Origin of the sequence: Rhodococcus sp. OAS809 (assembly GCF_040546695.1) — a bacterium.
GTDB lineage: Bacteria > Actinomycetota > Actinomycetes > Mycobacteriales > Mycobacteriaceae > Rhodococcus_F > Rhodococcus_F qingshengii.
Window position 1 is genome coordinate 34,487 of sequence record NZ_JBEPOI010000002.1, and the last position, 15,300, is coordinate 49,786.

Sequence of the window (15,300 nt, forward strand, 5' to 3'; positions counted from 1 at the left end):
CCGGTAACAGTCCCAGGCAGGGCGTTCGCGACCTACTCGCGAGTCACTTTCTCGAAGTCTCGTGAGGAAGATCACGGCCCCGAAAGTCCAGATTTCCAGGGTGCCGACAAACGTGAGGAAATCCTCATGATTCTGTGTAAACCTTGTCTTGCACGAACGCCCTGACTCCGTCGATTCTCTCGACGAATTCGCGAGCACTTCAGCCGGGCAGCACACCGCAAATCCCACCTCGCCGCAGAGGTGACCAGGAGAGGACGTACGCGTGACGATCGATGACACGACACCTACAGGAAACGGACGCGACTCGAAGGGTGGACGCCGTTTCGGCGTCGATGGGGGACAGTCCCGCACGACCAGCAAAGGTGCCCTCGTCGATTCGCTGAACAACGGCGTTTCCTACGCAATCGCTTTCGGTGGACAGGGCGCTCCCTGGCTCACCTCGCTCGAGGAGCTCAGCCGTGACAACGGACTGGAGCCCGTTCTGACCGATCTGGTCAACGACGCAGCAGCACGCCTCGCGCCCGTCGCACAGGATCTCCTCGTGGTTCGCCCGGTCGGATTCGATCCGATCGCGTGGATGCTCGAAGCCGAGATCGTCGACGAAGAAGAAGGTGAGAAGTCGGCCGGGCCTTCCGCTGCCGCGCTTACCGCAGCTCCGGTGTCACTCCCCGGCGTCTTCCTCACGCAGCTTGCGGCGTTGCGTGCACTCTCCGCTCAGGGCCTGGATGTAGCCGGTAACCCGCCGGCTGCCGTCATCGGCCACTCGCAGGGCCTTCTGGCCACGGCTGCCGTAGCCGCGCAGGGCAACGACGACGGTGAACTCCTCGCCGTCGCACAGCTCGTCGGTGCTGCTGCCAGCTTGGTCGGCCGTCGCCGCGGCGTCATCGCCGGCGCCTCCGCGAAGCCGATGGTTGCGGTCTCGGGCGTCGATCCCGAGCGTCTCGCCGCCATCGTCGCCGAGCTTGCCGAGGGTGTGGCGCCTGAGCGCGCGGCTGTCCTCGCCATCCGCAACGGCCGTCGCCGCGTCGTTCTCGCCGGGCCGCCCGCTCAGCTGGCACGCGTGCAAGAGCGTTGTGAACAGATCGAAGCCGAGGAAGCCCGCGAGCGTGAGGGTAAGAAGCGTGGCGGTTCCGTCTTCGCGCCGTCCTTCGATCCGCTCGACACCGAAATCGGCTTCCATCACCCCGCATTGACCGAGGCCGTCGAACTCGTCGGCAGCTGGGCGACCCGTTGCGGTCTCGACGCGGACCGTGCGCGTGAACTTGCACAGGGTGTCCTCGTCGATCCGGTCGACTGGGTCGAGGCTGTCGACGGCGCAATCTCCGCCGGCGCCAAGTGGATTCTCGATCTCGGACCCAGCGATCAGCTGACCCGTATGACGTCCTCTTCGCTGCGTGGACAGGGCATCGGCATCATTGCCGCAGCCACCCGCGGCGGACACCGCAATCTGCTCACCCCCGGTGCAGCACCTGAGGTCTCACGTTCGTGGTCCGAGTTCGCGCCGAAGCCCGTTGCGCTTCCCGGCGGCCGTATCGGCGTCGAGACCGCGTTCACGAAGCTGACCGGTCGTTCACCCATCCTGCTCGCAGGTATGACGCCGACGACGGTCGACGCCAAGATCGTTGCCGCGGCAGCCAATGCCGGTCACTGGGCCGAGCTTGCCGGTGGCGGGCAGGTCACCGAAGAAATCTTCGAAGACCGTGTCGCAGAGCTGAAGATGCTGCTCGAGCCGGGCCGCGCGGTCCAGTTCAACTCCCTGTTCCTCGACCCGTACCTGTGGAAGCTGCAGCTCGGTGGCAAGCGCCTCGTGCAGCGTGCCCGTACCGCCGGTGCTCCCATCGACGGCGTCATCGTCACCGCCGGTATCCCGGAACTCGAAGAGGCTGTTGCCCTCATCGACGAGTTGTCCGAGATCGGCATCACCAACATTGCATTCAAGCCCGGCACCGTGGCGCAGATCCGCTCCGTGATCCGCATCGCCAACGAGGTTCCGAATTTCCCGGTCATCGTCCACATCGAAGGCGGCCGCGCCGGCGGACACCACTCGTGGGAAGACCTCGACGACCTGCTCCTCGACACGTACGCCGAGCTGCGTACACGTCCGAACCTGGTCATCTGCGTCGGTGGCGGCATCGGAACACCCGAGCGCGCAGCTGATTACCTGACCGGTCGCTGGTCCGCCGCAGCCGGTTTCCCGGCCATGCCCGTCGACGGCATCCTGGTCGGCACCGCAGCCATGGCGACTCTCGAGGCCACCACCTCTCCCGAGGTCAAGCAGCTCCTCGTCGACACACCCGGTACGCCGGACTGGGTCGGTGCAGGTACCGCTGAAGGCGGAATGGCCTCCGGCCGTAGCCAGCTCGGTGCCGACATCCACGAGATCGACAACGCGGCTTCGCGTACCGGGCGCCTCCTCGACGAGGTTGCCGGCGATTCCGAGGCAGTGGCCGAGCGCCGCGACGAGATCATCGCCGCCCTCGACGTCACCGCAAAGCCGTACTTCGGCGACGTCGAGACCATGACGTACGCACAGTGGCTGCGCCGCTACCTCGAGCTGACCGTCGGCATCGACGCGGCGAAGGAATTCGACTGCGGCGCCGATCTTCAGGACGCCATCGTCGAGGCGACGTCGAGCCCGTGGCTCGACATCACCTGGCGTGCTCGCTTCGGCGAGATGCTCCAGCGCACCGAGGCGCGTCTGCACCCGGTCGACCGCGGCCCGATCCCCACACTGTTCGCTGACGCCGAGACCCTCGAGCGCCCCGAGGCTGCAATCTGCGCACTGCAGGCGTCGTACCCGGACTACTCGACGACCGTTCTGCATCCCGCAGACGTCTCGTTCTTCATCTCGCTGTGCAAGACGCCGGGCAAGCCGGTCAACTTCGTTCCCGTCGTCGACGGTGACGTGCGTCGTTGGTGGCGCAGCGACTCCCTGTGGCAGGCACACGATCCCCGCTACACCGCCGATCAGGTTTGCGTCATCCCCGGCACCGTTGCCGTCGCCGGCATCACCCGTGTCGACGAGCCGGTCGGTGACCTGCTCGATCGCTTCGAGAAGGCTACCTACGACGAATTGGTTGCTGCCGGAACCACTCCGGTGGCACTCGCGAGCCGTCGCCACCAGGATTCCGCACCCGGACTTCTCGACGCCGTTCTCTCGGCTCCTGACCTCCAGTGGGCCGGCCGCCTGACCCAGAACCCCGTCCGTCGTCTCGGCGACCTCGACGAGTGGAGTGCGGAGTCTGCCGACAAGGCAGTTCACGGCACCACCGGTTCCAGTCTGACCGTCGTCGATTCCTCGCACGTGCTGCTTTCGGTTCCGTTGGTGGCAGGCAAGTCCGTCGACATCACGATCACGATCCCCGAGTCCGTCGTCGACGGCGGCGCTCCGGTTGTCACCGAAGCCGACGCCGAAGGTGCGATGTCCGCGCTGCTGGCAGTTGCTGCCGGACAGGAACTTCCGACAGTCAAGAACGGCAAGGCCCGCCTCAACGTCGCGTGGGTTCCCGATCGAATCGCCGATCACGCCGGTGTCACCGGTTCTGGTCTGCCCGCCACGCTCAGTGTCAGCGGCAAGGCTGTTCCGGACGTCGTCGTCGGAGCATGCTGGCCCGCCGTCTTCGCCGTCCTCGGCGCAGCCAAGCTGGACAGTCTTTCCGTTATCGAAGGCATGCTCGACCTGGTCCACCTCGACCACACCGTCCACTTCGTCGGTGAACTTCCCTCCGAGACAAGCATTCTCGTGGTCAATGCCGAGGTCGCCTCGGTTCTCGACACCGACCTCGGTCGTGTCGTCGAGGTCAAGGTCGAGGTCGGTGCCATGCTCGGCGAGGGCCTCGACGCCCCCGCAGTCGTCACCATGACCGAGCGTTTCGCGATCCGCGGACGCACCGGTGCAGGCGAACTCGCCGACCCGGCTCGCGCCGGTGGATCGATCAGCGATGCGGCTGTCGACACCTCGCGTCGTCGTCGCCGTGACGCGAAGATCCTCGCTCCGGTCAGCATGGGCGCCTTCGCTCAGGTTTCCGGTGACCACAACCCGATTCACACCTCCGACAACGCCGCTCTGCTGGCCGGCCTCGGAACCCCGATCGTGCACGGCATGTGGCTCTCCGCCGCAGCGCAGCAGGTAGTCACCGCAGTCGACCCGGCCGAGACCCGCGTCCCGCCGCGCCGCCTGACCGCCTGGACCGCTCGCTTCCTCGGGATGGTTCGACCCGGCGCCGAGATCGACGTCCGTGTCGATCGTGTCGGTATCGACCAGGGCGCGGAAATCGTCGAGGTCGGCTGCCGCATCGACGGTGAACTGGTCATGGTCGCCACCGGCCGCACCGCCGCGCCGAAGACCGTCTACGCCTTCCCCGGCCAGGGCATTCAGCGCCCGGGCATGGGCCTCGACGCTCGCGCACGCTCCAAGGCCGCCCGCGACGTCTGGGAGCGCGCGGACAAGCACACTCGTAAGGCACTCGGATTCTCGATTCTCGCTGTCGTGCGCGACAACCCGGTGACCGTCAAGGCCCGTGGTGTCGAGCACAGGCATCCCGACGGTGTCCTGCACCTGACCCAGTTCACCCAGGTCGCCATGGCCGTTCTCGGTGTTGCCCAGGTTGCCGAGCTGCGCGAGTCCGGAACCTTCATCGAGGATTCGCTTCTGGCCGGTCACTCGGTCGGTGAGTACAACGCACTCGCCGCTGTCGCCGAGGTCTTCCCGCTCGAAGCGCTTCTCGAGGTCGTCTTCCAGCGTGGCTCGGCCATGCACCAGCTCGTTCCCCGCGACGAAGCCGGACGCTCCGACTACCGCATGGCCGCTATCCGCCCGTCGCAGATCGGTGTTTCCGACGACGACGTGCAGGGCTTCGTCGCCGGTGTCGCCGAGTCTTCCGGTGAGTTCCTCGAAATCGTCAACCTGAACCTGCGCGGCAGCCAGTACGCCATTGCCGGCTCGGTAGCCGGTCTCGACGCACTCGAGGTCGAAATCGACCGTCGCCGAGCAGAATTCGGTGGCAAGCGGGCATACATCCAGGTTCCCGGCATCGACGTGCCGTTCCACTCCACCGTCCTTCGCGGTGGCGTGGCGGACTTCCGTGTGTGCCTGCAGGACTTGCTCCCGCACGACATCGATCCGGACATCCTGATCGGCCGCTACATCCCGAACCTGGTTCCGAAGCCGTTCTCGCTGCGTCGTGACTTCGTTCAGGAAATCGCCGACCTGGTGCCGTCCGAGCCGCTGCAGGAAGTCCTCGCAGACTTCGACAGCTACGCAACGCGCACTCACGAGTTGTCCCGCATCATCCTGATCGAGCTGCTGGCTTGGCAGTTCGCCAGCCCGGTCCGTTGGATCGAGACGCAGGACCTGCTCTTCGGTGACGAGTCCGAAGGAGGGCTCGGGGTCGAACGCTTCGTCGAGATCGGTCTCGGCGCTGCCCCCACCGTCGCGAACCTCGCGTCGCAGACCCTCAAGCTGCCGGGCCGCTTCGGCTACCCGGTCGAGGTTCTCAACGTCGAGCGCGAAGCTGCGATCGTCTACGGCACCGACGTCGACCCCGCTGTCGATGACGACGACGAGATCGAAGCGCCTGCCGCGCAGGCTGCTCCGGCCGCCGCGGCCGCTGCTCCGGTTGCCGCTGCCGCGCCGGCTGCACCTTCGGGTGGACCGCGTCCGGACGACCTCACCTTCAAGGCGCCCGACGCCACGAAGGTCCTGATCAGCCTGTGGACCAAGCTCCGTCCCGATCAGGTCGGCCCCGCGGACACGATCGAGGCACTGTGCGACGGCGTTTCCTCGCGTCGCAACCAGCTTCTGGTCGACCTCGGCTCCGAGCTCTCCCTCGGTGCCATCGACGGGGCCGCAGACGCCGACATGGGCTCCCTGGGGGCAACCGTCGACAAGCTCGCCCGTACGTACAAGCCGTTCGGACCGGTGCTCTCCGATTCGATCAACGATCACCTGCGCAAGGTCTTCGGCCCCTCGGGCAAGCGTCCCGGCTACATCGCCGACCGCGTCAAGAAGGTCTGGGAACTGGGCGACGGCTGGGCACACCACGTCACCGCAGCAGTGGCTCTCGGTACCCGTGACGGCGCCAGCATCCGCGGCGGCGACCTCGGTGGCCTGAGCTCCGGCGCACTGGCCGACGCGGCAGCAGTGGACGCAGTCATCGACAGCGCAGTTGCCTCGGTCGGGTCTGCTCGTGGAGTCAGTGTCTCGTTGCCCGCTACCGGCGGCGGAAGCGGCGGAACCGTCGACGCAGCCGCTCTGGGTGAGTTCACCGAGAACATCACCGGTCGCAACGGCGTTCTGGCCTCGGCCGCACGCCTGGTGCTCGAGCAGCTCGGACTGAACGAAGAAACGGCAGTCGCGACGGTCGAGGACACCGAACTGGTCGACCTGGTCTCGGCTGAACTCGGCTCCGACTGGCCGCGTTTGGTTGCTCCGGCATTCGACGCGCAGAAGGCCGTTCTGCTCGACGACCGCTGGGCAAGTGCGCGTGAGGATCTCGCTCGCATTTGGCTCGGTGACACCGCGTTGTCGGTCGAGAACTTCATCGGTGCAGGCTCCACCGTCGCCGCACAGGCGAAGTGGTGGGCCACCCGTGCGAGCGACGAAGGCCGCACCGCACTCGCCGAGGTCTACACCCGCATCGCTGATGCGGCTGCTGCGGCAGAATCCGACGCACCCGAGTGGGCAGGCGAGGTCGCAGTAGTGACGGGCGCCAGCAAGGGTTCCATCGCGGCAGCGGTCACGGGCAAGCTCCTTGCCGGTGGCGCAACGGTATTCGTGACCACCTCGCGACTCGACGGTCAGCGTCTCGGCTTCTACCGCGACCTGTACCGCGAGAATGCTCGCGCCGGTGCCGCCCTCTGGGTGGTTCCCGCGAACATGGCGTCGTACACCGACGTCGACGCACTGATCGACTGGATCGGCAACGAAGCCACCGAGAACGCAGGCGGCGCAAAGAAGCTCATCAAGCCGGCCATGACGCCGACGATGCTCTTCCCGTTCGCAGCTCCCCGTGTCGGCGGCGAACTCTCCGACGCCGGCGCTCGCGCCGAAATGGAAATGCGCGTGCTGCTCTGGTCGGTGGAGCGCCTCATCGGCGGTCTGTCGAAGATCGGTTACGACAGCGACGTCGACACGCACCTGCACGTGGTGCTGCCCGGTTCGCCGAACCGCGGAACGTTCGGCGGCGACGGTGCATACGGTGAGGCCAAGGCTTCGCTGATCGCCGTGGTCAACCGCTGGAAGGCCGAGCGCAACTGGGCCGAGCGGGTCACGTTGGCACATGCGGTCATCGGTTGGGTTCGCGGAACCGGACTCATGGGTCACAACGATCCGATCGTCGACGCAGTCGAAGCTGCGGGCGTCCGCACCTGGTCCACCCAGGAGATGGCGACCCAACTGCTGAAGACGGCAACCCGCGAGTCGCGGCGCGCTGCAGCCGAGGCCCCGCTCGAGGTCGACCTGACCGGCGGACTGTCCGAGGCCAACCTGGATCTGGGTGCTTTGGCCAAGGAAGCTGCCGAGGTTGCCGAGATCGCCGAAGCTGTCGACGAAGCAGTGGACGAGTCCAGCATCCTGGCGCTGCCCGCGCCGGCTCGCATCGACGACTCGGTCAAGGCTCCGAGCTGGCCCGAACTGGACGTCACCCCCGCGGACCTCGTGGTCATCGTGGGTGCCGGAGAGCTCGGACCCTACGGTTCCTCGCGTACCCGCTTCGAGATGGAGGTCGACGAGCAGCTCTCTGCCGCAGGCGTTCTCGAATTGGCGTGGAACACCGGACTCATCGTCTGGGAGAACGACCCCAAGCCGGGCTGGTACGACGTCGAATCCGGTGACCTGGTACCCGAGGCGGAAATCGCCGACAAGTACCACGACGCAGTCGTCGAGCGTTGCGGCATCCGTCGTTACGTCGACGAGGGCGCGATGATCGACAACACCGCTCCGCTGCTCACCTCCGTGTTCCTGGACAAGGATCTGAGCTTCGTGGTCGGCAGTGAGGCAGAGGCTCAGGCCTTCGTCGAATCCGATCCGGAGAACACGACGTCGACGGTTTCCGCCGAGTCCGGCGACTGGACGGTCACCCGCCGCGCAGGCACCGAGATCCGCGTCCCGCGCAAGATGAAGCTGACTCGTAGTGTGGGCGGTCAGATTCCGACCAACTTCGACGTCACCAAGTGGGGCATCCCCGCCGACATGGCAGATTCGGTCGACCGCGTCGGCCTCTGGAACATCGTCGCAACGGTGGACGCCTTCCTCACCGGCGGCTTCACTCCGAGCGAACTGCTCCGCTGGGTACACCCGAGCCTGGTCGCCAACACGCAGGGCACCGGCATGGGCGGCATGACCTCCATGAGGAGCCTGTACATCGACACGCTGCTCGGCGAGAACCGTCCGAACGACATCCTGCAGGAAGCGCTGCCGAACGTCATTGCAGCGCACGTCGTTCAGTCGTACGTCGGCGGTTACGGCGCGATGGTTCATCCCGTCGCCGCCTGCGCCACGGCAGCGGTATCCGTCGAAGAAGGTGTCGACAAGATCCGACTCGGCAAGGCGCAGTTGGTTGTTGCCGGGGGGTTCGACGATCTGAGCACGGAAGGCATCATCGGCTTCGGCGACATGTCGGCCACTGCCAAGACCGAGGACATGCATGCCAAGGGCATCGAGGATCGCCGCTTCTCGCGGGCCAACGATCGTCGCCGCGGCGGATTCGTCGAGTCGGCTGGTGGCGGAACGATTCTCCTCGCTCGCGGTGACCTGGCACTCGAGATGGGTCTTCCCGTCCTCGGTGTGGTCGCCTGGGCCGGATCGTTCGCCGACGGTGTCCACACCTCGATCCCGGCACCGGGACTCGGAGCATTGGGTGCCGGACGTGGGGGAGCGGATTCGCAGCTCGCACTCTCGCTCAACGCACTCGGCGTGAGCGCCGACGACATCGCCGTGATCTCCAAGCACGACACCTCCACTGCCGCCAACGATCCCAACGAGGCAGAGCTGCACGAGCGCCTCGCCGGGGCATTGGGACGCAGTGAAGGCGCGCCGATGTTCGTGGTCTCGCAGAAGAGCCTGACCGGTCACGCCAAGGGTGGTGCCGCAGCCTTCCAGCTGATCGGGCTCTGCCAGGTACTGAGCCAGGGCATCGTCCCGCCGAACCGCAGCCTCGACTGCGTCGACGACAAGATGGCCGAATTCGAGCACCTCGTGTGGGCACGTCAGCCGCTCAAGTTCGGTGAGCATCTTCCGCTGCGCGCGGGCCTGCTGACCAGCCTCGGCTTCGGTCACGTCTCCGGACTGATCGCAGTCGTGCACCCGCAGGCATTCGTCGAGTCGGTTCCGGCCGACAAGCGTGACGCCTATGTTGCTGCGGCCCAGCAGCGGACGATCGACGGTCAGCGTCGCCTCGCGAAGGCGATGTGCGGTGGCGACAGCCTCTACGAGCGCCCGGCGGATCGTCGCCTCGGTGCCGACGGAACGCCGGCCAAGGCGTCGCGTCAGCTCGAAGCGGACATGCTGCTGAGCGAGGACGCACGACTCGGCGCAGACCAGGTGTACCGCTCGAATCTGCCCGGCTGCAAGTAGTAGTCACGGTATGGGAGTTCTGGGTATCGGTTTCGACCTCGTGACGGTGTCGGAGTTCGCCGAGCAATTGAACAGGCCGGGAACGGCAATGCTCGACAACTTCACACCGGGCGAGCGTCGAGACGCCGCTACCCGGAGCTCCGAACCGGCACGACATTTCGCCGCCCGGTGGGCTGCGAAGGAAGCAGTGATCAAGGCATGGTCAACTGCTCTCTTCGCCGGCCCACCGGTGCTGGGGGAAATGATCCACAATCAGATCGAGGTCGTCTCGGACGCCTGGGGGCGCCCCGGCATCCGGCTTCGCGGTGACGTGGCCAAACACCTGACCGGAGTGAAGATTCATATCTCGCTCACGCACGACGGGGACATGGCGGGCGCTTTCGCGGTCATCGAATCCGACCCGGAGTAGCGTTGCCGGACACGAAAGAGCCGGTCTCCCAAGGGGAGACCGGCTCTTTGTCGTTCGACTAGTCCTTCGTGCGGGATTCCTTCTCGGCGACGAGGAGATACGCGATCATCAACCTTTTCAGTTCGGCGACGGCGTCGGCATGCGACTGGCCGTCCTGAACCGAGAAATTGAGCATCGAATACACCACGTGGACAAGAACTTCCGCCATCATCAGGCGACGATCTCGCCGCGTACGAGGCGTCAACGGGCCGAGCATTTTCGCTACGGTCTCGGCGAACTGCTTTTCGTGAATGACTCCGGTTGCCCGCGTGGACGGCGTCGACTGCATCGCCAGCCAGACCTCGCGGCGCGACGGATCAGACGTCCACAGCCCGGCCATGTGATCGACGAAACTGTTCAGGAACCGCAACCAGTCGAGCGAGGGTACTTCGCCGCCGAACTGAGCAAGCTCGTGCTGGACCCCGACGAGGTCCTGGCGGTTCAATTCGCACACGATGACGTACTTGTTCGCGAAGAACTGGTAAAGCGTCCCAATCGGGACGTCAGCACGTGCCGCGACTTCTTCACAGGTGAACGATTCGAAACCGACATCGGTGAGGAGTTCCCGTGACGCAGCCAGGAGTGCGTCGAATTTACGCTGGCTGCGCTCTTGCGTCGGACGCTTGCGCGGCAGCAGTTCCTGCGGTTCTTCGAGGCTCTGGGGATTCTCCAGTGCTGGGTCGACTCGTCGCCGCGCGCGGTGACGAGTCGTGGGCTGCACGTCTTCCAGGCTATCGGTGTTTTCTGTCGAATTTGGGACTTGTGCATTATCCGGTGTCATCGGCCACCTACTTCGGCGGTCGTGATCGGTCGAAACGCACCGCGCAGGTGCGCGCACACGAGTCCCGATGCTGTTGCCACACCTCGATACTAGGTGACCAACTGTCCAGTAGCCGAAGAGGTTGCTGCGCGGTGTGGCGCAACGGCGATCCTGGCGCCTGCCTACGTCCGATTCGGGCAGACTGAGATTCTTCGGGCACACCGAGATTCGATGCCGAGGAGAGGGAGACGATGACGGAAGAACTGCGAACCGCGGTACGTGAACTCATGCCGCGTGCCCGTGAGGATCTGAGTGCACTTGTGGCGATGAAGTCCGTCGCCGATGCACGGCAGTACCCGCCGGAAGAATGCGCGGCCGCTGCGCATTGGGTCCTGGAGGCATTCCGGGCTCAGGGTTTCTCCGATATCGAGGCGATCGAGACCTCCGACGGTTCGGCCGCGGTTGTCGGGCGTCGACCAGGCCCGGGCGGTGCTCCGACCGTTCTGCTGTACTGCCACTACGACGTTCAGCCGCCCGGAAACGAAGAGCTCTGGGGCTCCCCGCCTTTCACGCTCACCGAGCGCGACGGACGGTGGTACGGACGGGGCGCTTCCGACTGCAAGGGCAACGTCGTCATGCATCTGACAGCTCTGCGAGCGCTCGCCGCAGCCGGTGTGGACCCGAGCGTCCACCTGACGCTCGTCGCCGAAGGATCCGAGGAGATGGGCACTGGCGGTCTCGAGGATCTGGTGCGAGAGCGGCCCGAACTTTTTGCAGCCGACATGATCCTGATCGCCGATACCGGCAACACCGAAGTCGGGGAGCCGACGATCACGACGTCATTGCGCGGGATCGCGAACGTTGTGGTCCACGTGTCGACGCTCGAGGGTGAGATTCACTCCGGTGTCTTCGGTGGACCGGCGCCCGATGCGATCACCGCGCTGGTGCACATACTCTCGACGCTGCACGACAGCGCCGGAAACACCACTGTCGAAGGCTTGACCAACGATCAGGAGTGGGCGGGTGTCAGTTATGACGGCGATCAGTTCCGCTCCGACGCCGGGGTGCTCGAAGGGGTGCAGTTGACTGGTTCCGGTTCGGTCGCCGAGCAGGTGTGGGCTCGTCCGGCGCTGACCATCCTGGGTATCGACTGCCCGCCGGTCGTGGGTTCGGCGGCGGCGATCACGCCCCGCGCGTCGGCGCGCCTGAATCTTCGTGTCCCGCCTGGCACGGATCCGGCGCAGGCACAGAAGTTGTTGACGGACCACCTCCGCGCGGCGGCGCCGTGGGGCGTCCACATCGAGGTCGTTCCGGAATCGACGGGATCGCCGTTCTCGTCCTCGACGGAGGGTGCAGGTTTCGCGCAGCTGAAGTCCGCGCTCACCGATGCCTACGGCCGCGAAGTCGGATTTGCCGGCCAAGGGGGATCGATACCGCTGTGCAGTGCACTGGCCGAGCAGTTCCCCGACGCGGAGATCGCGTTGATCGGCGTCGAGGAACCGCAATGCCGCATTCATGCGCCCGACGAAAGCGTCGACCCGTCGGAGATCGAGAATCTCGCTTTCGCGGAGGCTCTGTTCTTGAGCCGGTACGGGAGTTAGACCGACAGATCGCGTCGTAGCTTGGCGACGTGACCGGTGGCCCGGACGTTGTACTGGGCCACCTCGATCTTGCCTTCCTCGTCGACGAGGAACGTCGAGCGGATGACGCCCTGGACGGTCTTGCCGTACATCTTCTTCTCACCGAACGCGCCCCAGGCTTCGAGCGTCGCCTTCTCGGGATCGGAGAGCAGCGGGAAGGTCAACTCTTCGGTATCGCGGAACTTCGCGAGTTTTGCGGGCTTGTCCGGCGAGATTCCGATGACTTCGAGGCCGGCGCCGTTCAGCTCGGCGAGGCTGTCACGGAAGTCGCAGGCCTGCTTGGTGCACCCCGGGGTGCTGGCCGCCGGGTAGAAGTACACGATGACCTTGCGGCCGCGGTAATCGTGAAGGGAAACCTCGTTGCCATCGGCGTCTGGGAGCGTGAAATCCGGCGCGACGTCGCCGGCGGACAATCTACTGTTCTCGGTCACGGGAATCGAGGTTAGTCGAGAAATTGCGCGGCAGGTGGGCGCGAGGGCATTCTGCTCCTCTACGGTAGAGCGAAGTGTCGGCGCGCTGCGTCCGCACAGCAGACCCGCACACAGAGCAGCAGAACACAGACAAGTTGGAGGACACGTGCCCAGGGACACCGAGAGCATCGAACGCGAGATCGAGAAGGCGCGTAACCAGCTCGCGAGCACACTCGACGAACTGACGGTCCGCACCAACCCGAAGCGGCTGGTCGAGAACACCAAGAAGACGGTGCTCGCCAAGCTCAACGAGCCGGCAGTGAAGTACGCGCTGATCGCAGTCGGTTCAGTGGTGGGACTACTCGTGGTCCGGAAGATCATTCGCTGACCCGAGTTGTCGAAGACAGCACATGAAGAAGGCCCCCACCTGGTGAGGTGGGGGCCTTCTTGCAAGTGCGCCCACAGGGACTCGAACCCCGGACCCAGTGATTAAGAGTCACTTGCTCTACCAACTGAGCTATAGGCGCTCGCTCTTGCGAGACAGAACATTAGCCGACAGGCTCAGGAGTTTGCAAAACGCGTGTTCATCGTGGTGACGATGGTTACATCGCTTCCGGAATTCACGAGTGTGGAGGGTGCGAATCCGGCCAGCGGACGGTGCTTTCCAACTGCTGTGCGACGGCGAGAATCGTCGGTTCACCACCGCTGCGCCCGACCAGTTGGACGCTCAGGGGGAGTCCGCGTTCGGAGAACCCGGCGGGCACAGCGGCCGCCGGGTTGCCGCAGACATTCCAGATCGAACAGTAGGCGGCGATCGGCAACGCCTTGCGGACTGCTGACAGAAGGCCGGTTCCTTCGAGTTGTCCGATCGGGCGTGGCAGCGCGGGCGTGGTCGGCATCAGGACCAGGTCGAAGGTGTCGAAGACCTGGTTGACCGTCGCTGCGATTCGCTCACCTTTGCGGTAAGCGAATTTCCCGACGCGCGCGGGAGCGGCTATCCGGCCGATCGACGCGAGTGCTCGTGTGCGCTTCTCGAGTAACGCTGGATGATCGACGCGCAGTGCTTCGTCGCGGACGCCGCCGAGTACCTGCGGGAGAAACGCTGCAGTTGCGTCCGGGTACTCGGGATCGTGCTCTTCGACGTGATGTCCCAACGCGCTCAACATCTCTGCGATCGAATGCACCGCGGCAACGACCTCCCGGGACGGGCGGACGCCCCGGACCGGACTCCGGGTGGACACTGCAATGCGAAGCGGCCCGGGCGCCGACGCGGCTGACTCGGCAAAGCTGGTGCGGAGCGTTTCGGCTGTGTAGTCGTCGGTCCCGGTGGTACCGGTGATCACGTCGTACACGAGCGCGCTGTCCTCGACGGAACGAGTGAGGGGGCCGAGCGTGCCGAGTCCGCGCCAGAGGTTTCGGTTCGGCGCGGTGCTCACCCGACCGCGCTGCGGTTTGAGTCCGAACAACCCGCAGAACGCCGAAGGCAGTCGGATGGAACCGCCGCCGTCGCCACCGATTGCCGCTGCGACCATGCCTGACGCGACGGCCGACGCAGATCCTCCGCTCGATCCGCCCGTGGATACGCCGGTGTCCCAAGGGTTTCTGGTGTAGCCGTTTGCAGCAGTCTCCGTGAAGGGCCAGATGCCGAACTCGGGCATCGTCGTCTTGCCGACGATCACCGCGCCGGCCTCGCGCAACCGCCGGACGACCTCTGAATCGGCCGATGCGATGCGAGTTGCTGCCGCACCGCCGTACGTCGTCGGCGTTCCGGCGACGTCGTTCTCGTCTTTGATCGCGATCGGAACTCCGTGCAGTGGGCCCAGGCTGTGGCCGTCGGCCTGGCGCTGATCGAGACGTGTCGCTTCGTCGAGCGCTTCGTCTGCGAGAACTCGCACAAAAGCATTGAGCGTCGAATCGAGGCGTTCGATACGGCGAAGTGTGTTCTCGGTGAGCTCGCGGGCCGATATTTCTCCGGACCGGATCAGAGCGGCCTGACCCGCCACACCGGCAAATGCCAGCTCGCTGCCCGGTGTGGTTTCGCGCTCGGTCATCAATCCTCCAGGCCGTGGTTCCGATAACTGTGAAGTCTATTCACCACAACCTGTTCACCACGACACAAAGAAAAATCCCCACCTTCCGAAGAAGGTGGGGACCTTTGCAAGTGCGCCCACAGGGACTCGAACCCCGGACCCAGTGATTAAGAGTCACTTGCTCTACCAACTGAGCTATAGGCGCTCGCTCTTGCGAGACAGAACATTAGCCGAATCGCCGGTTCGGGAGCAAATCGCCAGGTGGAGGCGTCACCGCTGTAGTCCGATCGGAGGAAATCAGCTGAAAGCGGTAACAAAACGGACGGTTCGGAGCGATTGATACTTGAACGTTACTGACGGCGTGGCCTTTCATGACCGTTGGTAACGAGCGCGCCTGGCATCATTGGTGCAGCGCAGTCATACCGCAAGTCCCACTTG

Annotated in this window: 7 protein-coding genes and 2 tRNA genes; 4 read left to right on the forward strand and 5 right to left on the reverse strand. The window is 65.2% G+C overall.

Features of this window, described 5'->3' with window-relative positions; genetic code table 11:
* The first annotated feature begins 262 nt into the window (after positions 1 to 262).
* Complete coding sequence (locus ABIE52_RS03340; protein ID WP_003945349.1) at positions 263 to 9,574, forward strand: type I polyketide synthase; 9,312 nt, start codon at positions 263 to 265, stop codon at positions 9,572 to 9,574.
* 10 nt (positions 9,575 to 9,584) lie between these two features.
* Entirely contained in the window at positions 9,585 to 9,983 is a 399-nt protein-coding gene (gene acpS, locus ABIE52_RS03345) for a holo-ACP synthase AcpS (RefSeq protein WP_003945362.1), read from the forward strand.
* A gap of 58 nt (positions 9,984 to 10,041) precedes the next feature.
* Here the strand turns inward: acpS and ABIE52_RS03350 are convergent, their stop codons facing one another.
* A complete protein-coding gene (locus tag ABIE52_RS03350) occupies positions 10,042 to 10,743 on the reverse strand; it encodes a TetR family transcriptional regulator (protein ID WP_003945379.1) in 702 nt (233 codons plus the stop codon).
* A 290-nt stretch (positions 10,744 to 11,033) separates the two neighbouring features.
* On the opposite strand from ABIE52_RS03350, the gene ABIE52_RS03355 reads away from it, so the two are divergent.
* Positions 11,034 to 12,383: a dipeptidase gene (locus ABIE52_RS03355; protein WP_003945354.1), complete on the forward strand. Its 1,350-nt coding sequence runs from the start codon at positions 11,034 to 11,036 to the stop codon at positions 12,381 to 12,383.
* Here ABIE52_RS03355 and bcp read toward each other — a convergent pair.
* On the reverse strand, positions 12,380 to 12,853 hold the full coding sequence (bcp, locus tag ABIE52_RS03360; protein WP_007733290.1) for a thioredoxin-dependent thiol peroxidase: 474 nt from the start codon (positions 12,851 to 12,853) through the stop codon (positions 12,380 to 12,382). The two genes, ABIE52_RS03355 and bcp, sit on opposite strands and share 4 nt — an antisense overlap.
* A gap of 145 nt (positions 12,854 to 12,998) precedes the next feature.
* Between bcp and ABIE52_RS03365 the strand changes: the two genes are divergently transcribed.
* The gene (locus ABIE52_RS03365) at positions 12,999 to 13,220 is read left to right on the forward strand and encodes a DUF3618 domain-containing protein (protein WP_003945299.1); all 222 of its coding nucleotides are present in this window, start codon (positions 12,999 to 13,001) and stop codon (positions 13,218 to 13,220) included.
* Positions 13,221 to 13,286: 66 nt separating this feature from the next.
* Here ABIE52_RS03365 and ABIE52_RS03370 read toward each other — a convergent pair.
* From ABIE52_RS03370 to ABIE52_RS03380, 3 genes are all read right to left on the reverse strand, one after another.
* A tRNA-Lys gene (locus tag ABIE52_RS03370) sits at positions 13,287 to 13,359 on the reverse strand.
* A 93-nt stretch (positions 13,360 to 13,452) separates the two neighbouring features.
* Positions 13,453 to 14,883, reverse strand: a complete 1,431-nt coding sequence (locus ABIE52_RS03375; protein ID WP_192712939.1) for an amidase — start codon at positions 14,881 to 14,883, stop codon at positions 13,453 to 13,455.
* A gap of 111 nt (positions 14,884 to 14,994) precedes the next feature.
* A tRNA-Lys gene (locus ABIE52_RS03380) sits at positions 14,995 to 15,067 on the reverse strand.
* Positions 15,068 to 15,300 lie beyond the last annotated feature (233 nt).

Bases quoted from the DNA above. Each gene is read 5' to 3' on its own strand.
- acpS (WP_003945362.1), top strand. From the start codon at position 9,585: ATGGGAGTTCTGGGTATCGGTTTCGACCTCGTGACGGTGTCGGAGTTC.
- ABIE52_RS03355 (WP_003945354.1), top strand. From the start codon at position 11,034: ATGACGGAAGAACTGCGAACCGCGGTACGTGAACTCATGCCGCGTGCC.
- ABIE52_RS03375 (WP_192712939.1), bottom strand. From the start codon at position 14,883: ATGACCGAGCGCGAAACCACACCGGGCAGCGAGCTGGCATTTGCCGGT.